General features: G+C 54.1%; 22 protein-coding genes. 19 read left to right on the forward strand and 3 right to left on the reverse strand.

From position 1 onward, the window contains the following. The first annotated feature begins 11 nt into the window (after positions 1 to 11). The 10 genes from E6C51_RS02905 (at position 12) to E6C51_RS02950 (ending at position 12,680) form a co-directional block, all read left to right on the forward strand. Positions 12 to 1,451: an FAD/NAD(P)-binding protein gene (locus tag E6C51_RS02905; RefSeq protein WP_190234953.1), complete on the forward strand. Its 1,440-nt coding sequence runs from the start codon at positions 12 to 14 to the stop codon at positions 1,449 to 1,451. 271 nt (positions 1,452 to 1,722) lie between these two features. Next, complete coding sequence (gene ssuD, locus E6C51_RS02910) at positions 1,723 to 2,892, forward strand: FMNH2-dependent alkanesulfonate monooxygenase (RefSeq protein WP_146930476.1); 1,170 nt, start codon at positions 1,723 to 1,725, stop codon at positions 2,890 to 2,892. A gap of 37 nt (positions 2,893 to 2,929) precedes the next feature. After that, positions 2,930 to 3,472, forward strand: a complete 543-nt coding sequence (locus E6C51_RS02915; protein WP_190234954.1) for a flavin reductase family protein — start codon at positions 2,930 to 2,932, stop codon at positions 3,470 to 3,472. Between the two features lie 466 nt (positions 3,473 to 3,938). Beyond that, positions 3,939 to 5,342 (forward strand): LLM class flavin-dependent oxidoreductase, encoded by a 1,404-nt coding sequence (locus tag E6C51_RS02920; protein WP_190234955.1) that lies wholly within the window; start codon positions 3,939 to 3,941, stop codon positions 5,340 to 5,342. 89 nt (positions 5,343 to 5,431) lie between these two features. Continuing rightward, positions 5,432 to 6,700, forward strand: coding sequence for an SfnB family sulfur acquisition oxidoreductase (locus E6C51_RS02925; RefSeq protein ID WP_190234956.1), 1,269 nt, complete (start codon positions 5,432 to 5,434; stop codon positions 6,698 to 6,700). A gap of 3 nt (positions 6,701 to 6,703) precedes the next feature. Continuing rightward, positions 6,704 to 7,966, forward strand: a complete 1,263-nt coding sequence (locus E6C51_RS02930) for an SfnB family sulfur acquisition oxidoreductase (RefSeq protein WP_190234957.1) — start codon at positions 6,704 to 6,706, stop codon at positions 7,964 to 7,966. 67 nt (positions 7,967 to 8,033) lie between these two features. After that, positions 8,034 to 9,047, forward strand: coding sequence for a sugar ABC transporter substrate-binding protein (locus E6C51_RS02935; RefSeq protein WP_190234958.1), 1,014 nt, complete (start codon positions 8,034 to 8,036; stop codon positions 9,045 to 9,047). An 85-nt stretch (positions 9,048 to 9,132) separates the two neighbouring features. Further along, the gene (locus tag E6C51_RS02940; protein ID WP_190234959.1) at positions 9,133 to 10,668 is read left to right on the forward strand and encodes a sugar ABC transporter ATP-binding protein; all 1,536 of its coding nucleotides are present in this window, start codon (positions 9,133 to 9,135) and stop codon (positions 10,666 to 10,668) included. After that, the gene (locus E6C51_RS02945) at positions 10,658 to 11,683 is read left to right on the forward strand and encodes an ABC transporter permease (protein ID WP_190234960.1); all 1,026 of its coding nucleotides are present in this window, start codon (positions 10,658 to 10,660) and stop codon (positions 11,681 to 11,683) included. The genes E6C51_RS02940 and E6C51_RS02945 overlap by 11 nt, the downstream gene beginning before the upstream one ends. Before the next feature lie 4 nt (positions 11,684 to 11,687). Beyond that, complete coding sequence (locus E6C51_RS02950; protein WP_190234961.1) at positions 11,688 to 12,680, forward strand: ABC transporter permease; 993 nt, start codon at positions 11,688 to 11,690, stop codon at positions 12,678 to 12,680. 26 nt (positions 12,681 to 12,706) lie between these two features. Here E6C51_RS02950 and E6C51_RS02955 read toward each other — a convergent pair whose 3' ends face one another. Then, positions 12,707 to 13,402, reverse strand: a complete 696-nt coding sequence (locus E6C51_RS02955) for a GntR family transcriptional regulator (protein ID WP_190234962.1) — start codon at positions 13,400 to 13,402, stop codon at positions 12,707 to 12,709. Between the two features lie 406 nt (positions 13,403 to 13,808). Here E6C51_RS02955 and E6C51_RS02960 point away from each other — a divergent pair, with 406 nt between their 5' ends. The 4 genes from E6C51_RS02960 to E6C51_RS02975 all read left to right on the forward strand — a co-directional run bounded on the left by E6C51_RS02960 (position 13,809) and on the right by E6C51_RS02975 (position 19,393). After that, on the forward strand, positions 13,809 to 15,251 hold the full coding sequence (locus E6C51_RS02960; RefSeq protein ID WP_146930446.1) for an aldehyde dehydrogenase family protein: 1,443 nt from the start codon (positions 13,809 to 13,811) through the stop codon (positions 15,249 to 15,251). An 831-nt stretch (positions 15,252 to 16,082) separates the two neighbouring features. Continuing rightward, positions 16,083 to 17,465 (forward strand): aspartate aminotransferase family protein, encoded by a 1,383-nt coding sequence (locus E6C51_RS02965; RefSeq protein ID WP_190234963.1) that lies wholly within the window; start codon positions 16,083 to 16,085, stop codon positions 17,463 to 17,465. A 36-nt stretch (positions 17,466 to 17,501) separates the two neighbouring features. After that, positions 17,502 to 18,914, forward strand: coding sequence for a glutamine synthetase family protein (locus tag E6C51_RS02970; protein ID WP_190234964.1), 1,413 nt, complete (start codon positions 17,502 to 17,504; stop codon positions 18,912 to 18,914). Then, positions 18,914 to 19,393 (forward strand): DUF3237 domain-containing protein, encoded by a 480-nt coding sequence (locus E6C51_RS02975; RefSeq protein WP_210234984.1) that lies wholly within the window; start codon positions 18,914 to 18,916, stop codon positions 19,391 to 19,393. Before E6C51_RS02970 ends, E6C51_RS02975 begins: the two co-directional genes overlap by 1 nt. Positions 19,394 to 19,579: 186 nt before the next feature. On the opposite strand, the gene E6C51_RS02980 is transcribed toward E6C51_RS02975, so the two are convergent. Then, positions 19,580 to 20,269 carry a GntR family transcriptional regulator gene (locus E6C51_RS02980; protein WP_190234965.1) on the reverse strand — a complete coding sequence of 230 codons (690 nt, stop codon included), beginning with the start codon at positions 20,267 to 20,269 and terminating at the stop codon, positions 19,580 to 19,582. Positions 20,270 to 20,448: 179 nt separating this feature from the next. Between E6C51_RS02980 and E6C51_RS02985 the strand changes: the two genes are divergently transcribed. The 5 genes from E6C51_RS02985 to E6C51_RS03005 all read left to right on the forward strand — a co-directional run bounded on the left by E6C51_RS02985 (position 20,449) and on the right by E6C51_RS03005 (position 26,389). Next, positions 20,449 to 21,543, forward strand: coding sequence for an ABC transporter ATP-binding protein (locus E6C51_RS02985; RefSeq protein WP_146930433.1), 1,095 nt, complete (start codon positions 20,449 to 20,451; stop codon positions 21,541 to 21,543). A 3-nt stretch (positions 21,544 to 21,546) separates the two neighbouring features. Continuing rightward, complete coding sequence (locus E6C51_RS02990; RefSeq protein ID WP_146930430.1) at positions 21,547 to 22,467, forward strand: ABC transporter permease; 921 nt, start codon at positions 21,547 to 21,549, stop codon at positions 22,465 to 22,467. After that, the gene (locus tag E6C51_RS02995) at positions 22,460 to 23,266 is read left to right on the forward strand and encodes an ABC transporter permease (protein WP_190234966.1); all 807 of its coding nucleotides are present in this window, start codon (positions 22,460 to 22,462) and stop codon (positions 23,264 to 23,266) included. Before E6C51_RS02990 ends, E6C51_RS02995 begins: the two co-directional genes overlap by 8 nt. Positions 23,267 to 23,555: 289 nt before the next feature. After that, the gene (locus E6C51_RS03000) at positions 23,556 to 24,596 is read left to right on the forward strand and encodes an extracellular solute-binding protein (RefSeq protein WP_230987026.1); all 1,041 of its coding nucleotides are present in this window, start codon (positions 23,556 to 23,558) and stop codon (positions 24,594 to 24,596) included. Between the two features lie 125 nt (positions 24,597 to 24,721). After that, positions 24,722 to 26,389, forward strand: a complete 1,668-nt coding sequence (locus E6C51_RS03005) for an amidohydrolase (protein ID WP_190234967.1) — start codon at positions 24,722 to 24,724, stop codon at positions 26,387 to 26,389. 130 nt (positions 26,390 to 26,519) lie between these two features. Here the strand turns inward: E6C51_RS03005 and E6C51_RS03010 are convergent, their stop codons facing one another. Further along, positions 26,520 to 26,684: a DUF1328 family protein gene (locus E6C51_RS03010; protein WP_190234968.1), complete on the reverse strand. Its 165-nt coding sequence runs from the start codon at positions 26,682 to 26,684 to the stop codon at positions 26,520 to 26,522. Positions 26,685 to 26,824: the final 140 nt, after the last annotated feature.

Here is a 26,824-nt window from a genome sequence, read left to right on the forward strand (position 1 = left end):
ATTGTGGCGCTATGATCTCTTCCAGGCCTGTTGTCGTCCCCGTTATCGTCATTGTGGGTGGGGGCTTTACCGGCGCGGTTCTGGCTATCCATTTGGCAAAACGTCATGGCGGCGGCGGGGCTGTGCGGATTATTGTGTTTGAGCCGAGGGAACGGCTGGGGGCGGGGTTGGCCTACAGCACCTCTGAGCCAACACATCGCATTAATGTGCCAGCGGGAAAAATGACGGTCTATCCCGAGGATCCGGAAAGCTTTCTTCGTTTCGCAACGGATGCGGGCGTTTTCGAGCAAGATCCCGAAGCGTTTGCTGAAAGTGGTCTTCCTTATCCGCGCCGTTCTGCATTTGGTGATTATGTCGCAGCCGAGATCACACCTCATCTTCAGGCCGGTGTTATCGAGCATCGTAGAGCCAGCGTTTCAGCCATAGAGAAGGCCACAAATGGCTGGCTGCTGCATGGCAGCGATGGCAGTGCAGTGTCGGCGAATGTTGTTGTTATTGCTGTCAGCCATCCCGCGCCCACGGTTCCAGCGGCCTTTGCCGCGATCGCGGATCATCCGAAATTCATTGCAGATGCAACGCGTGACAATGCCCTTGCTTCCATAGAGGCAAACGACCGTGTATTGCTGGTGGGCAATGGATTGACCTCTGCCGATGTCATTGCCACCCTGAATGCAAAGGGGCATCGTGGTTCCATTCTGGCAATTTCCAGACGCGGGCTTCGATCGCGTGGGCATGCTGTGTCCGATCAGGAACCGTTCGGAGATTTTCTCTCAAAGCCCTGTGTCCGTGCTTCAGACCTGCTGCATCGCGTTCGCCTGACACTGCGACAAGCGCAAAATGCGGGCTTAAGCTGGCACGCCGTCATTGATGCTGTGCGCGCGCAAGGACAGCAGATATGGCAAGCGCTGCCTGTTGCAGAGCGCAGGCGGCTGGCGCGGTTCGTTCGCCCTTTCTGGGATGTTCACAGGTTTCGTATTGCCCCACAAGTGGAGCAAGTGTTGGATGCGGCAATCCAGACAGGACAGCTTTCAGTTCGTGCCGGTTCTGTCCAAGCGGCCACTTTGGCGGGGCAGGGCTTTGATGTGCGCTTGCGGGATAAGCAAAACCGCGCGCCGTTGCCCATCCATGTGGATGCCATCATTGTCACGACCGGTCCGGCCCATGGCGGGATTCTCACGTCGCAACCGTTTTTGGAGGGCTTACACAATTCCGGGGTGTTGAGCGCTTGCGAAACGGGGCTTGGAATTGCCTGTGACCTGAACGCGGTTGCCCGCGATCCGCGCGGCATTGCGGTGCCTGGACTGTTCATTGCCGGGCCTCTTGCGCGCGGCACATTTGGTGAGCTGATGGGATTGCCTCAGGTGACCGAGCACGCCATTTTCGTGGCCGATCAGGTCGAGGACTCCATCGGTCTGGCGGCTACGCCGCATGGCAACAGGCAGGCAAGTTAAGATTATGCCGCGCATCGTCTGTTGGGTGTGCCTTTTTTAAACGTCGATGGATGTGCGTATAAACTTCCTGAGAGGACCGATTTTTGGAATATTATTTCTATAAAATCTATGGAAATTATACACAAATAGACAAGCGAAAACGTCTATGACCCCTCGCGGTGTCAACAATGCCTCATGATGGGAGATGTCGATCAGACGTCTCTCATGAACAGAAAAGAAGCACGGATTTGATCGCATGATGATGGTCAAATTTACAAACAGGATTTGCACGATGGCCAAGACAGATCAGCCTCTCGACTTTCTCTGGTTTATCCCAACCTCTGGTGATGGCACCTATCTCGGCTCCGACGATTTGAGCCGGCCAGCCGATCCGGGGTATTTTCGCGAGATTGCCCAGGCCGTGGACCGGCTTGGCTATTCCGGTGTGCTGATTCCGACAGGGGTTGCCTGCGAAGAATCCTTCATTCTGGCCGCTGATCTTGCCGCTCACACGCAACAGCTCAAGTTTCTGGTGGCCATTCGTCCGGGCACCGCATCCCCGGCCTATTATGCCCGTCTTGCATCAACGCTGGATCGCGTATCAAACGGCAGGCTTTTGCTGAACATTGTTGTGGGCGGCAGTGCGCAGGAGTTGGCGGGCGATGGCATCTTTCTTCCCCATGATGAGCGCTATGATCACGCTGATGAGTTTTTTCAGGTGTTCAACAGCCTGATCGAAACAGGCCACGCTCATCTGGACGGCAAGTATATTCAGGCCCATCATGCGCGCCTTGGCTTGCCGCCGGTGCAAACGCCACGCCCGCCCATTTACTTCGGCGGCTCATCCGATGCGGCCATTGATTTTTCTGGCGGAATTATCGACAAATACCTGACATGGGGCGAGCCACCGCATCTGGTGGCCGAAAAAATCGCCAATGTGCGCAAGGCGGCTGCCAAACATGGCCGCGAGGTCACCTTCGGCATTCGTCTGCATTTCATCGTTCGTGAAACCGATGACGAGGCATGGCAGGCGGCAGATAAGCTGATTTCCAGGCTGTCCGACGAAACTATTGCCGCAGCACAGGAAGTGTTTGCCAAGAATTCTGATTCCGTTGGCCAAGCCCGCATGGTAGCTCTTCACAATGGTCGGCGTGACAAATTGGAGGTTTCTCCCAATTTGTGGGCAGGAATTGGTCTGGTGCGCTCAGGGGCCGGTACGGCACTGGTGGGGTCGCCCAAAACCATCGCGGCGCGCCTCAAGGAATATCAGGATATTGGCATAGATACTGTGATCGCCTCCGGCTATCCGCATCTGGAAGAGGCTTATCGCGTGTCAGAGCTGCTGTTCCCGGAGCTTGGCATTGCAGGGCCACGCAATCAGATCCGCTCCTCATTTGGCGCAAAGCAGGTGTTTGGCGGCGGCGGCCATGGCGGCAACGTCAAGATCGCATCCGGGTCGTAAATCTCAAAATGTGGCACAAAGATACGGTGGGTTTTCGATGACACAACAGTTTAAAGCGCAGAATTTTGATCTGGAAAGCAGCTCTTCGGTTTTGGAGCATCACACCGCTGATGCGGATACCCTCAAATTGGCCCTGAGAACTCTCGGGGGTGGGGTTAGTATCATCACCACAGGAGATGGAGATAGCCGCACAGGTGCAACGGTCACGAGTGCAACAGCATTGTCTGTTGAGCCGCCGCGCATGCTGGTGTCACTCAACCGGTCGTCGTCCACCTGGCCAGTGCTGGAAAAATCCGGATCATTCGCCATCAATATTGTTGGCGGCGCGCATGAAGCGCTGGCCAATCAATTTGCCGGATTGGGTGGCCTCAAAGGGCCGGACCGGTACAAAGGGGCAGATTGGATCAAGCTGGCCAGTGGTGCACTTGTGCTCAAAGATGCCGTTGCTGCCATCGACTGCGTGATCGAAGAAGCCATCGAGCGTCACAGCCATGTGATTGTCATTGGCAAAGTTGTTGCCATCCGGCTGGGTCAAGGCAAGTCTCTGCTCTATCAAAGTGGGCGTTATCACAATCTTTAATGCACCAAACGATCTATGGGTATTGGCACCAGTCTTGCCAATACCCGGATCAACCAGAGCCTGCCTGCGTGAGGCCAACAGATTGACGGCATGGGCCAGCTCAAAGGGGCTCTATTATGGGCGCATGACGCGGCGAGAGGCATTTTCGAACTCTTTGCAATGACTGTGTCATAAGGTGTGACTGTCCATTTTATCGTTGTAGATAAAAATTGTATTGATAGGTTTTTCGGTTCGCAGGTAAGTTCAACGTCATATTTATCTGAATTTATTGATTATTTTGTAATATATTTCGTTCGGATGTGAGTTTTTCCAAGCATAGGCAGGTGGTGGAATTTTTCGCAATATTTACAGATTATGGAAAATATCACCTCAATAAAGTCTATAAAAAATATAGATTAACTTTATAAATTGATGTGACCTGCGATGCTGATTTTGGCTGAGAATTATCGAACGAGGAGCGGTGTGCATGACCAAAACAATCCATTTCAACGCTTTCGACATGAATTGCGTGGGGCATCAATCACCGGGTTTATGGGCGCATCCAGAAGATAAGTCCTACACCTACAAAGATCTGGATTATTGGCAGAACCTGGCGCGCACTTTGGAGCGCGGCATTTTTGATGGCATCTTCATTGCTGACGTTGTTGGCTATTACGACGTCTACAAAGGCTCCAACTTCCACGCCATTCAGCAGGCCGCGCAAATTCCGGTCAATGATCCGTTGCAACTGGCGGCTCCCATTGCCTTGGCCACCGAGCATCTGGGCATTGGTATCACGGCATCAACGTCGTTTGAGCATCCTTACACTTTTGCCAGACGCCTCGCGACGGCGGACCACCATACGAAGGGCCGGGTAGGGTGGAACATTGTCACCTCCTATCTGGAAAGTGGTGCCAAAAATGTTGGTCAGGCTGGCCTGAAGCGCCACGACAACCGCTATGAAATTGCCAATGAATATATCGAGGTGATTTACAAGCTGCTGGAAGGCAGTTGGGAAGAGGGCGCGGTAATCCGCGATGCGAAAGGACGGGTTTTTACCAATCCATCCAAGGTTCACGAAATCGGCCATAAGGGCAAATATTTCGATGTGCCCGGCTATGGCTTGACCGAGCCTTCGCCTCAGCGCACCCCGGTGCTCTATCAGGCCGGGGCATCTGGCCCGGGTAAGAAATTTGCCGCTGAACATGCCGAATGCGTTTTTGTGGCAGCGCCCACCAAAGCGGTGCTGAAAGCCTATGTCACTGAAATCCGCCAAAAGGCGGCAGCAGCAGGGCGCAATCCCGACTCCGTAAAAATTTACACGCTTATCACCATCATCACCGATGAGACCGAGGCAAAGGCCAAGGCCAAATTCGAAGATTACACGCAATATGTGTCTTACGATGGTTCGCTGGTGTTCATGTCGGGCTGGAGCGGCATCGATTTTGGCCAATATGCCCCAACAGATGTGATTGAGAAGGTAGAAACAAACGCCATTCACTCCTTCGTGGAGCATATCGCCGGTGGCGATAAAAACTGGACCATTGAAGAGCTGGCAAAATTCGGTGGTATCGGCGGCATGGGGCCGTTTTTTGTCGGCGCACCCGATCAGATCGCAGATATTTTACAAGAGTGGGTGGCAGATACCGACGTGGATGGGTTCAACATCGCCTATGCCGTCACGCCCGGCAGCTTTGAGGATATTGTCACCTATATCGTGCCAGAGCTGCAAAAGCGCGGAGCCTATCCCACGGCTTACAAGCCGGGCACGTTGCGCGAAAAGCTGTTCGGCCAAGGGCCTTACTTGCCGCGAAACCATCCCGCCGAGCAATACCGCGATATCGAAGCATTCAAGCGCGCCCAAAAGGCTCCGCTGGCCAATGCCAGCTAAAGCATGTCGCGCAAAAGTGTGATGCGGTTTTGCGATAACGACATGCGTTAAAGAACCCCCTTCTCAATTTCAAGCAACGAGGCACGATTATGGGTACCGTTACCGACACCAGGATCGACTACACCGTTCACCCGCGCGTCAATTCCAATGATCCGGTTGCACCGCGCCCGCGCCCGGCCACGCCTGCGCATGTCATTCAATCCGACGCTGAAGCCATCGAGATTGCCGAGCGACTGGCAGAGCGTTTCAAGGTCAATGCTGCCCTGCGTGACCGGGAAGGGCTTCTACCCATCACCGAACTGGATGAATATTCCCAAAGCGGGTTGTGGAGCATCAACGTGCCAAAGGCCTATGGCGGGCCTGAGGTTTCCTATGCCACCGTTGCCAAAGTGATTTCCACCATTGCCAGTGCCGACCCCGCCATTGCACAGGTGACGCAGAACCATTTGGCGATTATCGCAACCGTTGATCTGGATGGCACGGAAGAGCAGAAGCAACTGTTTTTTGGTTGGGCATTGCAAGGCCTGCGCTACGGCAATGCCTTTTCCGAATTGAAAAGCAAAACGGTGGCCGATTTTGAAACCAGGGTCATCCATGACGGTGACGACATCATCATCAATGGCGAGAAATTCTACGCCACCGGAGCGCTTCTTTCGCATGTGGTACCCATTGTTGGGGTCGATGAAAGCGGCCAAGGCTATCTGGTGTTTGCCGATCGCGAGGCACCCGGCCTGACCGTCACCAACAATTGGTCCAGCTTTGGTCAGCGCACCACGGCGTCCGGTGCGGTCAAGATCGAAAATCTGCGGGTGCCGAAGGTGCGGGCTTTGAAAGTCACCTCGTTTGATCATCCCACCGTGGGAGGTCCGGTATCGCAAATCATTCAATCGGCCATTGATGCGGGCATTGCCCGTGGCGCGATTGATGACACCATCAGTTTTGTCAAAACCCTGAGCCGTCCGTGGATTGATAGTGGCAAGCAAAAGGCCAGCGAAGACCTGTTCACCATTGCCGCCATTGGTGATCTGAAAATCAAGCTGCACGCCGCAGAAGCCCTGCTGGAGATTGCCGGCCGTACCATTGATGCCGCGCGGGCCAATAGCACGCTGGAGACCGTATCCGAAGCAACCATCAAAACGGCGGAATCCAAGGTGCTGACCACCGAGATTGCCATTCTGGCTACCAACAAGCTGTTTGAGCTGGCAGGAACCCGCTCGACCTTGGCAGAACACGGGCTGGATCGCCATTGGCGCAATGCACGGGTGCATACATTGCATGATCCGGTGCGCTGGAAATTCTACCACGTCGGCAATTACTACCTGAACGGCGAGCATCCGCCGCGCCATGCGTGGAATTGAGCCATGAGCAGCACAGATCGCACATTACACCGTCAGGCCGCCCTCACGGTTGGGCGTCCTGCTCCGCATATCCCGCCACGTCGTAGCACGGCGCATGTAATTAAGGACGATGCGGAAGCCATCGCGATCGCCAAGGAATTGGCGCGTGACTTTGCCTTGGGTGCGGCGGAGCGGGATCGGCAACGGCATTTGCCAGTCGCCGAGATTGAGCGTTATTCCCAAAGTGGACTTTGGGCCATCACTGTGCCCAAAGCTTATGGCGGGACTGGCGTCTCAGCAGCAACACTGGCCGAGGTGACGGCGACCATCTCGGCAGCCGACTCTTCCATTGGGCAGATTCCGCAAAACCATTTCTACATGGTGGAAGCTTTGCGGCTTTCAGGTTCTGATGAGCAAAAGGCCCATTACTTCCAGAGGGTTCTGGAGGGGGATCGGCTGGGCAATGCCTTTACCGAAATCGGCACCAAAACCCCGGTGGATTACAAGACCCATTTTGCTGATCGCGATGGTAAGCTGTTGCTGAACGGGCAAAAATTCTACGCCACCGGATCGCTGTTTGCCCATATCATCGTCGCCGTTGCCAAAGGCCCAAACGGGCGTGTGCATCTGGTGTTTCTGGACCGCGCCACCCCCGGCCTTGATCTGGTGGATGACTGGACCTCCTTTGGCCAGCGGTCCACCGGCAGCGGCACCGTGACCTTTGATGATGTCGAAATCACCCCGTTTCAGGTGGTAGATCATGATGTGGTGTTTGATCAGCCAACACCGATGGGGCCTTTTGCCCAGATCATCCACTCGGCCGTGCAGGTTGGCATAGCAAGGGGTGCGCTGAAAGAAACCATCTCTTATGTCCGCGCCCACGCAAGGCCATTTTTCGAGCTGACCATTGAGCACGGCTATGAAGACCCGCACACCATCCATGCGGTGGGTGATGTCTCCATCCGTGTTCACGGTGCCGATGCGTTGCTGGCGCGGGCGGGACGTCTTCTCGACATTGCCACTGCCAATCCCAATGCGCAAACTGTGGCTGAGGCCTCGATTGCTGTGGCCGAAGCGAAGGCATTGGGCACCGAAGTGGCGCAACTGGCCGCCACCAAGCTGATCGAGCTGGGCGGTGCGCGCTCAACGTTGGAAGCTTATGGGCTGGATCGCTACTGGCGCAATGCTCGCACCCATTCGCTGCACGATCCGGTGCGCTGGAAATATCACCACATCGGCAATTTCTATCTGAATGACCAACTGCCGCCACGCCACGGAGCGCTCTGACTCTCCGGATTTTACATATCGGGTGCAGCCTCCTGAAATATCAATCTATCGAAAAGGACTTGGGACCATGGCAGATCACATCATCAACACCGGCATTGGTCGGCGTGAGCTTATCAAGTTTTCAGCTTTGGCAGGGGCAACAGCCGCAGGGGCAAGCCTGCTTGGCACCGTTGCTGCCCACGCCGCAGACGATGGCTTGAGCCTGAAGGGCAAGCGCATCGGTATCAGCACGGCGGGCACAGATCACTTTTTTGATCTGCACGCCTATAACGCCCAGATCGCCGAGGTGAAACGGCTGGGTGGTGAGCCGATTGCCGTGGATGCAGGCCGCAATGATGGCAAGCTGGTGGCGCAACTGCAAACCCTGATTGCGCAAAAGCCGGATGCCATTGTGCAATTGCTGGGCACGCTGACAGTCATTGATCCGTGGCTGAAAAAGGCTCGTGATGCCGGTATTCCGGTGCTTACCATCGATGTCGGCTCCAACAATTCGCTGAACAATTCCACCTCGGACAATTGGGGCATTGGCAAGGATCTGGCCCTGCAACTGGTGTCGGATATCGGTGGCGAGGGCAATATTGTGGTCTTCAACGGCTTCTATGGTGTCACGCCCTGCGCCATACGCTACGACCAGCTTGTCAATGTGGTGAAATATTTCCCTAAGGTGAAGATTATCCAGCCGGAACTGCGGGATGTGATCCCCAACACGGTGCAGGATGCCTTTTCCCAAGTCACCGCCATCCTCAATAAATATCCGCAGAAGGGCTCTATCAAGGCCATCTGGTCGGCGTGGGATATTCCGCAATTGGGGGCCACGCAGGCCCTGACGGCAGCAGGCCGCACTGAAATCAAGACCTATGGCGTTGATGGCAGCCCCGAAGTGTTGCAGCTGGTGGCTGATCCTGCGTCACCTGCTGCCGCTGATGTGGCGCAACAACCCGCAGAACTTGGCCGTCAGGCCATTCGTAATGTCGCGCTTTTGCTGTCTGGCAAGACGTTGCCAAGGGAAAGCTATGTGCCAGCGCTGCTGGCCAACAAACACAACGTCAGCGAAGTCAGCAAAAAGCTCGGGATTGGCTGATCAACAACCTTAAAAAGCGGCCGATGCATGAGGCCTCGGCCCCCTTTTTTATTCCGTAACTGTGCGCTTTCCGAGGTGATGATCCATGACGAACAGCTTTGACGCTGATAAAGCGGCCATCCGCTTTCATGCCATTACAAAACAGTTTGGCGGCGCGAAGGCGCTTGCCGATGTGTCATTTGCCGTGCGTGCTGGCTCTGTCCACGGCCTTGTCGGCCAGAATGGTGCTGGCAAATCGACGCTGATCAAGATTCTTGCGGGCTTGCAACATCAAGATAGCGGCACAATAGAAATTGATGGGGTTGCCGCAACAGACCTGACGCCGCATCACGTTGAAAAGCTCGGCCTGCATTTTATTCATCAGGACCGTTTGCTGGTCCCGTCTTTCACGGTGGGTGAGGCCCTGTTTCTGGGCCGTGAACCCCGGATTGCGGGCACGCCATTTCTTGATCGTCGCACCATGCAACGGCAGGCGGACTCCATATTGCAGGATTATTTCGGCCTGCGTTTGCCCACCAGCACGCTGATTTCGCAACTGACAACGGCGCAAAAGCAGATTGTGCAAATGACCCGCGCGCTGCTCTCCAAGCCAAAGGTGTTGGTGTTTGATGAACCCACCGCTGCCCTGGTGCGGCGCGAAGCCGATATTCTGTTTTCGCTGATCCGCCGCCTGCGCGATGATGGCGTAACCATCATCTACATTTCCCACTATCTTGGCGAAATTGAAGACCTCTGCGACGACATTACCGTGCTGCGCAATGGTCAGGTTGTGGTCAGCCGGTCGATGGAGGGCTTATCGGCGAAGAAGATCGCAACGCTGATGGTTGAGCGTGACATTGCCGAGATGTTTCCAAAGCCCAATGTGGTCAAGGGTGAGTGCCTGTTGGATGTTCGCAATCTGACGGCTGCCGGAAAATACCGGGATGTGTCCTTAAGCCTGCACAAAGGCGAGGTGTTGGGCCTTACCGGCTTGCTTGGCTCAGGTGCCAAAGAAGTGCTGCGCACGCTTTTTGGCCTGGAAAGGGCAGACACGGGCGAAATTCGCAGCCATGCGCAGGCGGTGTCCTTCTCGACACCGCATCAAGCGGTATCCCGCAATCTGGCGCTGGTGCCGGAAGATCGCAGGCGCGATGGAGTGGCGCTGGAGTTGACGGTTGCCGAAAACATCACATTGGCCAGTCTTGAGCGTTTCTCAAAGGCAGGTTTTCTCAACCGCCGCCGCGAACAATCGGCGGTGGATCGGCTGATTGCACAATTACAGATCAAGACAGCCGGGGGCAATGCGCCCGTGCGCACCCTGTCTGGCGGCAATCAGCAAAAGGTGGCGCTTGCAAAATGGCTCAGCCGCCAATCGGAAATCTATCTGCTGGATGAACCGACTGTGGGGGTGGATATTGCTGCCAAGGTGGAGATCTATCAGTTGATCGGTGCCTTGGTAGAGCGCGGGGCGGGCGTCATCATTCTGTCGTCCGACCTTGCGGAACTGGTGGGGATTACTGACCGTATAGCGGTGTTTTTCCGAGGCCAGATTGCCGCAGAACTGACATCAGGCGAGACAACGGCAGACGCTGTTTTTGCCGTCGCCACAGGTTCCCATGAAAGGTATCAGCATGTCGGCTGACATTACGTCTCCATCCGTTGGTTTCGATGCGGCCCGTCCGCAGACGAACCGTGTCAACCATAAAGCCCGATCTTTCGGCCCCTTGCTGTTGCGCACCGGGTCGCTGCTGGGCATTGCCAGTGTTTTCGCATTTTTTGCGCTGACGGCTCCCTTCTTTTTCAGCTTTGGCAATCTCGGCAACGTTCTCGGTCAGTCGGCTATTTTGGGTGTGCTGGCTTTTGGGTTGACGGTTGTCATCATCACGGGCGGCTCCAATGTTGTCACCGGTGGGATAGATCTGTCGCTTGCGGCCAATATGGGCCTGAGCGCTGCTGTCTATGCCAGCCTTATTCAAGGGGGGTGGGGTGACGGTGCCGCTATCTTCGGGGCATTGTCGACCGGGCTGGCCATCGGCCTTGTCAATGCGCTGGCCATTGTGGTGGTCGGCGTTGTTCCGCTTCTGGCAACCCTTGCGGTGATGAATGTTGTTGCAGGGCTTGAACTGGTGTTGACGCAAAATACGGTGGTGCCAGCCTCCACCGACTTTCTCTCAATCCTGTCGTCCACTGGCCCACTGGGCTTGCCGGTGTTGGCCTATGTGCTGCTGGGACTGGCGGTGGTGACAACGGCGCTCGTGCAATACACGCCCCTCGGCCTTCGGCTTTATGCGGTTGGCGAATTTCCAGATGCGGCAAGAGCTGCCGGATTGAAGGTCAAGCGGCTGACAGCAGGTGCCTTCGTTTTTGCGGGACTGACGGGTGGCGTTGCCGGAATTCTCAATGTTTCCTATCTCAGCGGCAGTTCCACCGGCGCTGGCGACATGCTGCTGCCCGTGGTGGTGACAACATTGCTGGGGTCTGTTTTCTCAAGGCGGCTGCTGCCGACCATTCCCGGCACGCTGTTATCTGCGGTGTTTGTGGGCATTTTGATCAACGGTTTTCAACTGCTCAATCTGTCGAGCACTTTGGTTGCAGGCGTGCAAGGGGTGCTTATCCTTTTGGTCGTGTCTGCCACCACATTGCTGCGCAAGGGATAAGATCATGACATCTCCTGTTCAAATCAGTGCTCCGTTGTTCTCAAGCCTGCGCAGAAAAGCACGTTACGCGATTATCTTTGCAATCATTGGCGTGGTCACGATATTTGCCAATCTGGCACCAGGCTTTCTCACCGGTGCCAACCTGTTGAGCGTTCTTGTCAACAATGTTGCTTTGCTTGCCATCGTCTCAATCGCCATGACCTTTGCCGTTGCATCCGGTGGCATTGATCTTTCTGTTGGCACGGCGGTGGATTTCGCAAGCTTTGCCTTTATCAGCCTTGTGCTCGCAGGGGTGCCCGTCAGCGTGGCTGTGGTGTTTGCGCTTTTGGCGGGCGGCACTGTGGGTGTGCTGAATGGTGTTTTGATCTCGATTATTGGAATCTCTCCGTTTCTGGCAACGCTTGGCACGCTGTTCATTGGTCGCAGCGTTCAGCAATTGTTGACCAATGGCGGCAATCCAGTCTATCTGCCGCAAACGAGCATTCCTGAGGCCTTTTCGTTCATCGGTCATGGCCGGTTGGCTGGTGTGCCTGTGCCGCTCATTGTCACTCTGCTGCTGGTTCTTGTCACGGCCACGCTCCTGGCAAAAAGCCGCTTCGGTCGGGTTTTGACAGCAACCGGCATTCAGGCAAGCGTGGTTCGCTATTCAGGCCTCTCGGTATCAAAGACGGTGGCTGCCGCCTATGTCATTGCGGGCTTGATTGCAGCAGTGGCCGGGATTGTGCTGACCGCAACAGTGAATGTCTACATTCCCTCTTCCGGCAATGCCTTTATGCTGAATGCCATTGGCGCGACATTTATCGGCACAACCATCCATCCGCTGCGACGGCCGAATGTGACGGGAACCGTGCTGGGTGTGCTTTTGCTTGGGCTCGTATCCAATGGGTTGCTGCTTTCAGGATTGAACTTCTATTGGCAGCAGGTTGCCACGGGCGCTCTGATTTTCTCCGTCCTCGCCTTCAGTTTCAAAACAAAGAGCGACGGCGTAATTCCTTGAAATTGAAAGAGATAAAGCGAGGTACCTCAGACATCTTCTGCAAATTTGCCATGCTTGAGCAAGAACACCATGCCAGCATGAACATCGCGGGCAATTTCCGCCCCGGCGTCTTCCGCCCTGTTTTCAATCAGGGCCGCAATCGCGCCATCGTGAAAGTTCGCATAGGTCATCTGGCTGAGATCTTTATTGAGATGCCTCAGGAATGGCGCTGCCAACAGCCACAGCAATCGAATGTGAAGAAACAGAATCTCCGAGTCACAATGCTTGTAAATCGAGAATTTGAGCCTTTGATTGTAGTCCAGATAAAGGTCAATATCATTTTTTTCGATCGCCTCTTCCAGACCTTTGCCAAAGGTTTTCAAATCGCGCAGACTTTTCTGGCTTATCTTGCCGCAGGCTGCTGTGGTGGCGCGCCCTTCCAGCAAGGCGCGAAGCTCCATGACATCCTGGAATTTTTTGCGGCTGATCAGCGGGATGGTAAAGGTGCCGTTGGCATTCTGGGTCACAGCCCCTTCCGCCACCAGACGTCCCAGGGCTGCCCTGACCGGCATATCGCTGGTGCCCAGGGATGCTGCCAATTTGCGAGAACTCAGCTTTTGTCCGGGCTGAAAGCCGCCCCTCATTAAAACGTCGGTAATTCGCTCATAGACCTTCTCCTGCACAGACTGGTGGTCAATCGGTTGCATGGAAAGAACAGAGGAACTCACATCATCGCTTTTCATTCGATACCTTGATCACCGCATAAAGCAGTGGGCTATATTCCAAAACGCTGCGTGGATAAGATGTGCGCAGTGTTGGATTGATCATAAAAGGGTTCCAGCTATCTGGCTACGGTATAACTCCTTAAATCGGCGTGGATTTCAGGACAAAATTATGCAGTAGGGGCCATAACGTTTGGTGAACTGCTCTGAGAAGGGGCGGGATGCAAAGCAGGGTCGGGCTCTGCTTATATCTTTTGGCCGTGAAAAAACGTAGCTCTGAGCTTGATGAATGGTCTTTAAGCCGAAAGCGAAATTAAACCGCCGTTCTATTGCGCGATCGCAGATCGCATACTATACCCTCTCCACCGTCTGAAATCGCGATCTGCGCCGCCATTGGCGCCTTACCTTCGAAGCATTAACGAGGTGCATGATGACAACTGAGCAGTTCTATATCAATGGGCGCTGGGTCGCTCCGCTTTCAAGCGATGTCATGGATATTGTCTCTCCGGGAAACGGTGCCGTTTGTGGTCGCGTGGCCTTGGGATCTGTGGCAGACGTGGATCTTGCTGTAGCGGCTGCCAAACGGGCGTTTGAAAGCTGGAGCCAGACTGCGCCTGCCGAACGCCGTGCTGTTTTGGAGCGGATCGTTGAAATCTATGCACGCCGGAGCAATGACATTGCAGACGCTATGATGCTGGAGATGGGCGCGCCAAAGACCCTTGCCCGCGGTGCTCAGGCTGGTGTGGGTCTTGGCCATCTCAAGGATTTTGTTCGGGCCATGGATCAAATTCACTGGGAAAGGCCGCTGTTTCAAGGCGATACGGAAAACCATATCGTGATGGAGGCGAAAGGGGTGGCCGCCTTGATTACCCCTTGGAACTGGCCGATGAACCAGGTGACGTTGAAGGTGGGGGCGGCGCTTGCTGCTGGTTGCACCATGGTGTTGAAACCGTCGGAACTCTCGCCGCTTTCTGCTGTCGTTTTTGCTGAAATTCTCGATGAAGCCGGGGTGCCAGCCGGTGTGTTCAATCTGGTGCAGGGTACCGGCCCTGTTGTCGGCGAAAGGCTTGCCGGACACCCGGATGTTGCGGTAATTTCACTCACCGGATCCACCCGTGCTGGCATTGCCGTCACCAAGACGGGGGCCGACACCATCAAGCGCGTCGGTCTTGAGCTGGGCGGCAAGGGTGCCAATATCATATTTGCTGATACGGATGTGGAAGCTGCGGCAACGCAGACGGCGCAACACATGTTCCGCAACAGCGGGCAGTCTTGCAACGCGCCATCACGGATGCTGGTCGAGCGCTCGGTTTACGACCGCGCTGTGGCCGCAGCGGCGGCTGTTGCTGATCAGGTCAAGGTTGGGCGTCCGGAGGCCGAAGATACCCAGATGGGGCCTGTGGTCAGTGCTGCGCAGCATCAGCGCATTCAATCGCTCATCCGTAAAGGCATCAGCGAAGGGGCGGTGATTGTTGCGGGAGGTCCAGACAATCCAGAGGGGCTTAATGACGGGTTCTACGTCAAGCCGACCGTCTTTTCAGGTGCCAACAATGAGATGACGATTGCACGAGAAGAGATTTTTGGCCCGGTTCTGACCATTATCCCCTTCGATGATGAAGCAGAAGCGGTGGCAATTGCCAACGATAGTGTCTATGGGCTTGCAGCCTATATCTGGACGGGTGATTCCGAGCGCGCGCGCCGCGTGTCACGCAAGTTGCGCAGTGGCATGGTCCGTCTCAATGGTTCTGACCTTCCTTATGGTGCGCCGTTCGGTGGCTTTGGCCAGTCCGGCATTGGCCGTGAAGGGGGAGTCTGGGGTATCGAAGAATATCTCGAGGTTAAAGCCATCAGCGGCTGGATCGCAGCATAAGCTTCTGAACCAGATGTTATTTTGGTAAAGCCCGCGCAGTTGAACTTGCGCGCAGCAAAGGCGTAATTCCCTGTTGTATTGGATCTGGATCAGGCGGCTTTCAGTCAGAAAGCCGCCTTTTTTCATGCCGCCCATACAGCGCCTCTCATCATTCATGGCGCACAAAGGGCACTGTAACACCTTTAATCTCCTGCATAATTTCTCCTTAAGTCGATTCGGATTTAGGGAGTTATGCAGCAGAGCAAGTCGCGCGCCTGCATGGCCCGAGCCATGTTCGTAACATGCATCTTCTCCTGTCACTCTTTTTTCCGAATGCTTTTTTATCTCCCTTGATTTTTGCGATCGCAGATCGTAGAAATAATTTGATCAAATTATGGTCGCGATCTGGAGATCTGCTCATGTCGCTGGCGAATAAAGGTTGTATTGTCACGGGTGTCACGTCCGGTATCACGTTTGCCATCACGAGAGAATTGTCATTGCCAAGCTTACTGTGTTTCGGGTCTCCGATTATGCCAGCGTCATGACTGGCTCACTGGTGCCGATTGGTGGCGGAACGGCCGCGCAGTAGACCGACCTCATGTCAGAAAATGCCTGACCGTTGTGATGGCAGTTGCCGTTTAGAGTTTGTCAGGGAAAAGTGGAATCCGGTTTTCCCGAAAAGACAAACGAAAACAAGGGAATCTAGAGTCTGTCTGGTTCAATTTGAACCTGACAGACTCTAGAAAATTTCAGTCCTTCTGCCTGTGAATTCCATGCAGTGGTCGTAAGGTTATAAGTATTTGTATTTTGATAAAAAACTTCGGCAAAGCCGAGCGTATTCGAGGGGGTTCAATGACGATTTTAAACAGCACTCGGGAATTGCAAAAAACGGATGCGGCCCATCACTTGCACCCTTTCACAAATACCCGCGAGCTGAATGCTCGTGGCACCCGTGTCATCACAACAGGCAAGGGTGTCTATCTGTATGACTCTGAGGGCAACAAAATCCTCGATGGGATGAGCGGCCTTTGGTGCGTCAATGTCGGTCATGGTCGCAAGGATATCGTGGATGCCGTGGCCAGGCAGATGGAAGAGCTGGCCTACTACAATACGTTTTTCAACACCACTCATCCGCCCGTCGTTGCGCTTTCAAAGCTGCTCTCGGATCTGACACCCAAGCAATTCAACTACTTCCACTTTACGGGTTCTGGCTCGGAATCCAATGACACGATTTTCCGGCTGGCGCGTTATTATTGGCAATTGATGGACAAACCAGAGAAGACGATCTTCATCTCTCGCAGGGGCGGCTATCATGGCTCCACCGTTGCCTCGGCATCGCTGGGCGGCTTCGGGTCGATGCATGCGCAGGGCGGCCTGCCTATTCCGGGCATATTTCATGCGCCGCCGCCATCATGGTGGGCCAATGGCGGCGATTTGACCCCTGACGAGTTTGGCTTGAAAGTTGCCAATCAAACACTGGAACTGATTGACTCCATTGGCGCACACAAGATTGCAGCCATGATTGGAGAGCCGATCATGGGGGCAGGCGGGGTCATTGTTCCGCCCAAGACCTATTGGCCCGCTGTGGCCAAAGGGCTGAAAGAGCGCGACATCCTGTTCATCTCCGACGAAGTGATCTGCGGCTTTGGCCGCACAGGGCAATGGTTCGGCTGCGAATTGATGGGTACCGAACCTGATTTCATGACCATGGCCAAGGGCATTACATCCGGATATGTGCCAATGGGCTGCGTTGGCGTTTCAGACCGCATTGCCCATGTGCTGCTTGAAAAAGGCGACGAGTTTGCCCACGGCTATACCTATTCCGGTCATCCGGCGGCCTGTGCTGCGGCCCTCGTCAATCTGGAAATTATCCGGTCAGAAAAGCTGATTGAGCGGGTTCGTGACGATATTGGTCCTTATCTTCAAGCCAAATGGAAAGCGCTTGCTGACCATCCAATGGTTGGCGAAGCGGTGATGGAAGGCCTGATTGGCGCTTTTCAGTTTACATCAGACAAAAAAGCCCGCGCCAGCTTTGCCGAAGAGGCCAAAATTGGTTTGACCGCCCGTGATTTCTCATTTGAAAATGGTCTGGTCATGCGCGCGGTGGGCGACCGCATGGTCATTGCACCACCTTTGACGATCACCCATGCCGAAGTGGATGAGCTGATGGAAAAGACCATCAAGGTTATTGATCTGACCTATGCTCATGCCCGAAAAAATGGGCTGATCGGCTAAGTTGAAATGCGAAGAGAGGTTGAACGGGTGGCAAACATGACGACAATATCGCCGACCGGCACCAATCTTGATGAAGCCAATGAGTTTCTCGCAAAATACCCTGAGGTTGAGGGTATCGATATTGTCATGACGGATTGCCACGGCATTGGTCGTGGCAAGATCATTCGCCGCCATGAACTGATTTCGCTCTATAAATCGGGCCGTGCCATGCCAAGTTCTCTCTTTGGGCAGGATGTGGCCGGTGACGACGTGGACGCGTCGGGGCAGGTGCTGGATGGCGGTGGTGACAAGCGATGCTGGCCATTGTCCGGCACACTTGGCATGATGCCGCACACCAAGCGTGGTCAGGTGCTGGTGAGCATGTATGATGCAAACGGAACCGGCTATCCGGCTGAGCCACGACATGCGCTTGTAAAGCAGATTGATAATGCCAAGGCAGCAGGCTTTACCCCCATGGGGGCGTTTGAGCTGGAATTTTATCTGGTGGACCGCAAGCCTGACCAAAATGGCCGGTATCAACCAGCGGGCTATGTGATGACGGGGCGACGTGCGCTCAATCGCAACACCATGGCCGTCGACGAACTGGACGAAATGTCCCCGCTGTTCGATGCCATTTATGAAGGGGCGGCCCATCTCGGCTTGACGCTGGAATCGTTGATCTCAGAATATGCGGTTGGACAATTTGAGTTGACCATTCGGTATCGGGATCTGTTGCGGGCCGCAGATGATGTGATCATCGCGAAGCGGTTGATCAGGTCTTGCGCGAGACGTTTCGGCATCGAGGCCTGCTTTATGGCAAAACCCTTCGGGCACGACGCTGGCTCGGGTATGCATCTCCATTTGTCGCTGGCCGACACATCAGGCAACAATCTCTATGCTGACCAAGCTGATGGCGCACTCAGCCCTTTGATGCTCCACTCCATCGCCGGCATCCGCCATACGGTTGGTGATACAATGCTGGTGCTGGCCCCTTTTCTCAATTCGTGGCGGCGTTTTGCATCGGCATCCTATTCGCCCGCATCCGATGATTGGGGCATTGAAAACCGCACGGTGGCGCTGCGCGTACCGGGCACGCCGGGCAACACACGCCACTTTGAACACCGAGTTGCGGGTGTTGACGCCAATCCTTACATGGTTGCCGCAGTCACACTTGCAGGCGCTTTACGCGGGATTGCCGCAAAGCAGGATCCTGGCCCCGCCGTGGAGGGCCATAGCTACGCCCAACAGCGCCTCAACAGCTTGCCTAAAAGCTGGCCCCAAAGTTGGCCCCAAAGTTGGCCCCAAAGCTGGCTTGAGGCAATTCACAGAATGGAGCAATCCGAATTTGTAAAGGAGGTTTTGGGTGCAAGTCTGCACCAGGCGTTCACCGCCGTAAAACATGCAGAGTATCAACGCCTTGCGCTTGAGGTCTCTCAAGCCGAATGGGATCTATATGGGTTTGTTGTATAATGATAGATAAGACGTATGCGCCGATTTCTCCCGGTCTCGAATTTGTCTTCGACATAAACGCGGAGATCGGGCAACCGCTGGATGGCGGTCCGGGTCGTAATGGCCATCGACGGATTATTCCGATTCTTGGTGGAGTGGTGCGTGGTCCACGGCTCAACGGTCGCGTATTGATGGGCGGAGCCGATTATGAGCTGATCCGCAGCGACGGTTGTTCGGTGGTGACGGCCCATTACACTCTTGAAGCTGACGATGGTACGCCGATTTACATCCGCAATCAGGGTCTGTTCATCGCGCCGCGAGAAACTGTTGCGCGGGTCGATGCCGGTGATTTGGTCTCACCGGACCAATATTATTTCCGGGCCGCACCGGTGTTTGATGCCCCCATCGGTCCCCATTGCTGGCTATCCGATACGTTGTTCGTTTCCTCCTGCGCTTTCAAGACCACAGATGTCACGATTTCTGTTTATAAAGTCACTTAACGCGCATTGCGGTTGATACCAGAATATTTCCCTCTGATCGCGTTTGCAAATATCTCAAACCGCTGAGGCATTTGAGATATTTGCAACGCCTCCACGGCGGGAATGCGGCGATATTTCTGCTGCCGGACCTTATACAACGCCGCGCTTGCAGCAGGTCGTGCCGCAAAGCGCCGGCCTAACCAGAGGTCATTGTTTTTCAGGTGACGCGGCCCGTGCTTTGTCCAAGAAGAAATGCCGACCGAGATGGCCAATGCCATCTTGAATATCCGCCGTGATTGCAATTTTCAGCGCTTCACTGTCTTTTTCGCGAATTGCGGCGATGGCCTCAGCGTGGCGGTCAATCCGGTAACTTTCAGCGAGATTGATTGTTGCTGCACGCATGAACGGTCCCAGCCGAAGCCAGATGGAATCAAGCAGGCTTAGCAGCACAAGACCGGAGTTTACCTCAAAGATGCAGCGGTGAAACGCGATGTTGAGCCGTGTTGCTCCCTGAAAATCGCCAGAACCATAGGCATCCTCAAGCTCTTTATCGATTGCCTGAAGCATATCAATGCGGGAGGATTCAATGTGCGGCAGCGCCCGCTCTGCCGCCAATGTCTCCAGCGCAATTCTGGTCGCAATAATCTCATCAAACTTCGCAGGCGTCATGTCTGGAACGCGCACCCGCCTGTTGTCCATATATTCCAGCGCGCCATCGGCAACCAAACGGTGCAGGGCCTCGCGCACGGGCATGGCGCTGACCTTCAGGCTTTCGGCCACACCATGAATGGTAATGGGCAAGCCGGGTGGAACCGCTCCATACATCACTTGGTCGCGCAGGGTTCTGTAGACCCATTGCTTGGCCGATTCTGCGGCTCTTTTTTTTTCCTTGATCATTGCTCACTCTGCTTTGTTGCAACACGGACCATGCCTTTCACCTATCATAGGCGCGATATCTGCGGAGAGTAACGAGAATGTTTTGTCGAAAACGCAATTAATTCTTGCAATTTGATCACATTGGGTTTGATATGATCAAAACAATGCGATCGCAGATCACATGAATGGGGAACAAATGCATGACGTTGAGTGCTGAAGCGGGGCGCGGCGATGCCGTGGCTTTGGATGGTGTGACGAGAGATTTTGGTATCTATCGTGCTGTCAATGAAATCTCGCTTTCTATTGCGAATAATGAATTTTTTACGTTGCTCGGCCCGTCAGGTTGCGGAAAGACAACTCTCTTGCGGATGATTGCTGGTTTCGACTGGCCAACCAGCGGTCGAATTTTTGTAGCTGGCGATGAAATGACACATCTGCCTCCCAACCGCAGACCAATCAACACTGTTTTCCAGAGTTACGCGCTGTTTCCACATATGACTGTCGCCGAAAATATCGGCTTTGGCTTGCGAATGCTCAAACGGCCGCGCGAAGAGGTCACCGCCACGGTCAATAAAATGTTGGATCTCATTCATTTGAGCGGTCGCGGTGATCAGTCAGTGACGCGGCTTTCCGGGGGGCAGCAGCAGCGCGTTGCGCTGGCACGGGCATTGGCCCCGCGTCCTAAAGTTCTCCTGCTGGATGAACCGCTCTCGGCGTTGGATCTAAAACTGCGCAAGGCCATGCAAATTGAATTGAAACGCTTGCAGGCCGACACTGGCATTACCTTTATCTTCGTCACCCATGATCAGGAAGAAGCGCTGTCCATGTCAGACCGCATCGCGGTGTTGAGTGAAGGGTCGGTGCGGCAGCTTGGTGCGCCCAGTGAGCTTTATGATCATCCTGCCGACAGGTTTGTGGCGGATTTCATTGGCGAGACAAATTTCCTGACCGTTGATGTGAGCGATATTTCCGCAGGGGTAGGGCGGGTGACATTGGCGTCTGGCGCAGTGGTGGCCGCCAAATGCCCCCAAGGGCTTGCCGCTGGAAAAGCAACAGCTGTGGTGCGGCCGGAGCATGCCCAACTGGTTGCGAATGACGCTGATGCCTTGCTGCGGGGAAATGTTCGCGATGTCATCTATCTGGGCACAGATACGCATTTTCACGTTACCCTGTCTGATGGCAGTCATTTCATCGTGCGTCAGCAAAACCTTACAGCAGGTGGCTGTGGCGTCGAGCCCGGTCAGCCGGTTGCGATCGGTTTTGCCGAAGGCACCCTTCAGCTTTTGAAGGATTAGGCCATGAACAGTTTGTCTATGCATGAACGCGCACGCCAAAAGGCTGACATCCGCGGGCGTTGGCTGAGATCCGCGCCAGCGCTGGTTCTTGTCACCTTGGGCGCTGTTGCCCCGCTGCTTGTTGTGTTTGTCTATTCATTTCTGAGCGCTGGTGATTACGGGGATGTGAAATTTGAACTTTCGGGGCAGGGTTGGTTCAACGTTCTGTTCGAGGTGGATTTTCTGGATGGTGCCGTGTCATTTGCCCAGACGAATCTGGATGTTTTGGTGCGAAGCATCAAACTTGCATTGCTGACGACGCTCATCTGCGCCGTTGTCGGTTTTCCGACCGCCTTTTTTATCGCAACGCGAAAGAGACAGGTGCGGTCTGTGTGGCTGTTTTTGATCACCATTCCATTTTGGACCAATATGCTGATCCGTACTTTTGCGATCCAGGATTTGTTGCGCACAGAAGGTATTGTCAATTCCCAGCTCTTGCGCTTTGGCATCATCGATAAGCCTATTCAGTTTTTATACACGGATACTGCCGTGCTTTTAGGTATGCTCTATATCTTTTTGCCGCTGATGGTTCTTCCGCTCTATTCCAGTCTTGAGAAATTTGATTTCCGGCTGGTTGAGGCGGCTTATGATCTCTATGCATCGCGCTGGGCGATGTTGACCAAAGTGATCATGCCACTTGCGGCACCCGGTTTGTTAGCGGGGTCTGTGCTGGTGTTTATTCCGGCTGTTTCCAATTACATCGTTCCCCAGCTTATGGGCGGCGGCAAAAACATGATGATTGGCAATCTGATCGATCTTCAATTTGGCCAGGGGCGAAATTGGCCTTTGGGTTCTGCCCTTGCGGTTACGCTTGTTGTGATCGTTTCCGTGGTTCTGATTGTTGTCATGCGACGGGCAAAGGGTGCGGAGGTATCCCATGGCTAAAATGAAAAGTACTTCATATCTGCCGGGGGTGGCCACGGTCGCGACTTTGGTGTTTTTCTTCCTGTATGCACCAATCGCCGTGCTTGTCTTATACGCCTTCAACTCAGGCACATCGGTAACGGGCTGGGAAGGGTTCTCTCTGCGCTGGTTCGAGGCGGCCTGGAACGATCCGCATGTGTTTGAGGCTGCCAGCCGGTCGCTTTTCATTGCCGCCTGTGCGTCGATTATTGCCACGGTCGTTGCAACGCCCACGGCGCTGGCAACCACAAGAGTTGCCGAATACCGTGGCAAGGGATTGAAAATATCGATCATCAATCTGCCTCTGATGGTGCCGGAAATCGTTACCGCTGTGGGCCTGTTGATTGTCTTCTCGCGTATCAAGGTTTGGACCGGTTATACGGGAATTGGATATATCGTCCTTGCACACGCTGCATTCTGTGTTCCGTTTGCTTATATGCCGCTGCGGGCGCGTTTGTCGGACATGAATCGCTCCTTGGAAAATGCCGCTTCAGACCTGTATGCATCGAGCTGGCAAACCTTCAGATTCGTGACCTTGCCGATGATTTGGCCCGCTATTATCGCCGGCGGCATGCTGTCTTTTGTGATTTCCCTCGATGACGTTGTGATCACCGAATTCATCAAAAGTGGCGGCCAGGAAACCATCCCCACCTACATGTTGGGCCAGATCCGGCGCGGTGTGACACCCCAAATCAACGCGATCGCAACCGCCTTTTTAGCGATTTCGATTGCGATTGTGACGGTGTTCTACTTCGTAAACCGTACCGAAAATCAGGAATAGGGCGTTTAAGCATTCACCTTGTTCATGCCTACTGCATAATTCCTTAAATCGGAATCAATTGAAGGAATTATGCAGCAACTTTAAAGCGTTACTGCATGCCTTGTGCGCCATATATGGTGCATGCTGCTGTCGGTGATTTATGTTTATGCAGCAATTATTCCAGCTTGGTTGAACTCTCGCTTGGATCTCCAACCTTGCCTGTCCGGGAGCCTTGGTCAGCGGCTTTCCTGCACCGACAAAACTACATCTTGGCCAACAACAAACAGCTAAAAAATAGAGGAGAACGATTATGGTCCGCAAATTTGCTTTGGTGTCGACAGCGGTCATTGGGTTGATGACCGCATCCATGGGGACGGCTGCGGCTGAAGGTGCCCTGAACATCTTCACCTTCGGAAATTACACAAGCCCTGAACTGATCAAGAAATTCGAGGACACTTACAAGGTGAAAGTATCCATCACCGAATATGATTCGAATGATGCGGCCTTGGCAAAGGTGCGCCAGGGCGGAGCAGGCTACGATATCGTTGTTCCGAGTTCTTCTGTGATGCCAATCTGGATCAAGGAGGGCTTGCTGCTGGAAACCCGGCCCGACCAGATGGAAAACTTCAAAAATGTCGACCCGAAGTGGGTGAATGTCGATTTTGACAAGGGGCGGCATTACAGCGTTCCCTGGGTTTGGGGTGCTACCGGCGTTACCGTCAATACCAAGGTTTACAAAGGCGATATCAACACCTCGGCTATCTTCATGGACCCACCCAAGGAGCTTGCTGGCAAGGTCAATGTCCTGCCAGACATGTCTGACGTGATGCCGCTTGCGCTTTTTTATGTCGGCGGCAAACAGTGCACGGATGACAAAGCGGTTTTGCGTAAGCTGCGTGACACATTAATTGCGGCAAAAAAGAAATGGGTTTCCATCAGCTATGGCAATGAAAACCTGTATGCGGGCGGTGAATTTCTGGCGGGCGTGAACTGGTCGGGTGCGTCCTATCGTTCGCGCCTGCTCGACGATGCCATCAAGTTTGGCTATCCGAAAGAAGGTTTTCCACTCTGGACTGACAGCGTTGCCGTTTTGAAAGATGCGAAGAACGTCGAGAACGCCAAGCTTTTTCAGAATTTCATTATGGACCCGAAAAATGCGGCCCTGATCTCCAACTTCAACCGCTACAATAACGGCATTATGGGATCTGCTGAATATATGGATCCAAGCCTGAAAAACGCACCGGAGTTGTTCCCATCAGCGGAATTGTTGTCTCATGGCATTTTCATCACGCCGTGCTCTCAAGACGTACAAACCATCTACAACAAGATCTGGGCTGAAGTGATGCGGTAATTTCCGGTCTGGCTGATACCGAGAGGGTATCAGCCAGATATCCAGATTTCGGTGCAAGACATGTCAGCTTCCGGCGCTGCATACCAGCCTTGCGCTTTCTTCATGTAAATTCCAGGATGTTCGTAATGACCGAAGCAGCTTCGATTGTAATTAAAAATGGCCGCGTCTTGACGATGGATGCCGACACACCAAAGGCCAGCGCGCTGGCAATACGTGATAACCGTATTGTCGCTGTGGGGGACTGGGATGATGTCTCTGGCTATGTTGGTGACACGACGCGCATCATTGATGCAGGTGAGGGCACGGTTATGCCGGGCTTCAACGAAGGGCATATGCATATTTTTGGTGGATCGGTGTCGCTGGTGCGGCTCGATGTATATGGCCTCAAGGGATTTGAGGTGCTGAAGGCCGCAGTTCGCGATTATGCAAATGCTAATCCGGATCTTAAAATGTTGATCGGCAATGGCGCTGATTACGGCGTTATGGAAACAAAGCGCCTCGACCGGCATGATCTGGATGCGATCATCTCTGACCGCCCGTTAATCTTGTTCTCCTTCGACCACCATATTGCCTGGGCCAACACGCTGGCGCTGGAGCAGGCGGGTCTGTTGCAGGGGCGTGATGTTGGGTTGGGCAATGAAGTGGTGATGGGCCCGGATGGGCTGGCCACCGGCGAATTGCGCGAAGCAAACGCATTTGGTCCGGTTGTTGCCCTGTCGGATAGCGGCGGTCGTGACATGCTGGGCGTCGCAACAGGTGGTGACCCGGAAAACGTCTCGGATGAGGAGCGTAAAACCGATATCGCGCTGATCAAGCGGGGCTTGGCCTATTGTGCTTCGCTCGGTATCACATCTATCCAGAATATGGATGGCAGCCTCTACCAACTCGAAATTCTCGAGGAAATCAAAAACACCGATGGCCTGCCCTGCCGTGTTCGCATGCCATTTCACATGAAGAATTTTATGCCGCTTAGCGATGTTCAAGACAAAGCTGTGGCATGGCGCGCGCGCTTTAATGATGATCAGTTGCGGTCCGATTTCATCAAACTCTTCATGGATGGTGTCATCGAAGGTGAAACCGCCCACATGTCTGGTGGTTATGCGCACAAGCCGGGCCTCAACTGCGATCCGCTGTTTTCGCAAGAGGCGTTTGATGCAATTGCCATTGAGGCCACCAAGGAAGGTCTCCCCATTGCCGTCCATGCCATTGGTGATGGTGCCGTCAATATGGTGCTGAACGGTTACGAGGCGGGTATAAAAGCCACGGGAAATACGGCGATCCGTCACCGGATAGAGCATATTGAAGTGGTGTTGCCGACGGATATTCCGCGTTTTAAAGAGCTGGGTGTTGTCGCATCCATGCAGCCTCCACACCCACCAGGCACAGGCTTGTTGCCGCTGCGCCCTTGCATCGATTATATTGGCCGCGAACGTTGGCCCTATTCTTACGCATGGCGAACATTGGTGGATGCAGGTGCCAAAATGGTGTTTGCAACCGACTGGCCGGTTTCTCCGCTGGATCCGATGTTGTCGATCGAGCAGGCCATGACCCGTCAGAAATGGGCAGATGATCTTCAGGATCAACGGTTAAGCTTGCAAGAAACGCTGGAAGCCTACACGATCAACGGTGCCTATGTGGAAAGCATGGAAGACCGCAAGGGCATTTTGAAGACAGGCTATCTGGCGGATGTTGTCGTGCTGAACGGCGACGTTGAAGCTGTGCCGTTTGACGCTTTATCGCAGGTGCGGCCGGTGGTTACCATCTGCGACGGTCAGGTGACATTCGAGGCCTGATACTTGATGACGTGAATATTCCGGCGCATCCAATATGCGCCGGAATATTGCATGGGAGTTTGTGAGGGAAGAGTGGAATCCGGTTTTCCCGAACGGAAAAACGGACACCCCTTACAGCACTGTGCATCGATCAGGCGACGACCACGACGCCGGTCACAAATGCGATGATGAAGATCACCAGCACGATGAAGATCAGGATTTTGGCAATTCCTGCCGAGGCACCTGCAACGCCGCGAAAGCCCAGAAGACTGGCGGCTGCGGCAATCAATAGAAAAATCAATATCCAATGAAGCATGGTCCGATCCTTTCTTTTGCTTGGGACCATAACGACCAGAGGGATGTCTTTGTTCCTACATCTTTGATGTTTCTGAAATAAACGTGCTTTGCCATCATGCATAAGCGCCGTGCGGCAGATGAGCCGCACGGCGCAAAGCT

Source organism: Gillisella terrae, from assembly GCF_004801395.1.
Classification (GTDB): domain Bacteria; phylum Pseudomonadota; class Alphaproteobacteria; order Rhizobiales; family Rhizobiaceae; genus Allorhizobium; species Allorhizobium terrae.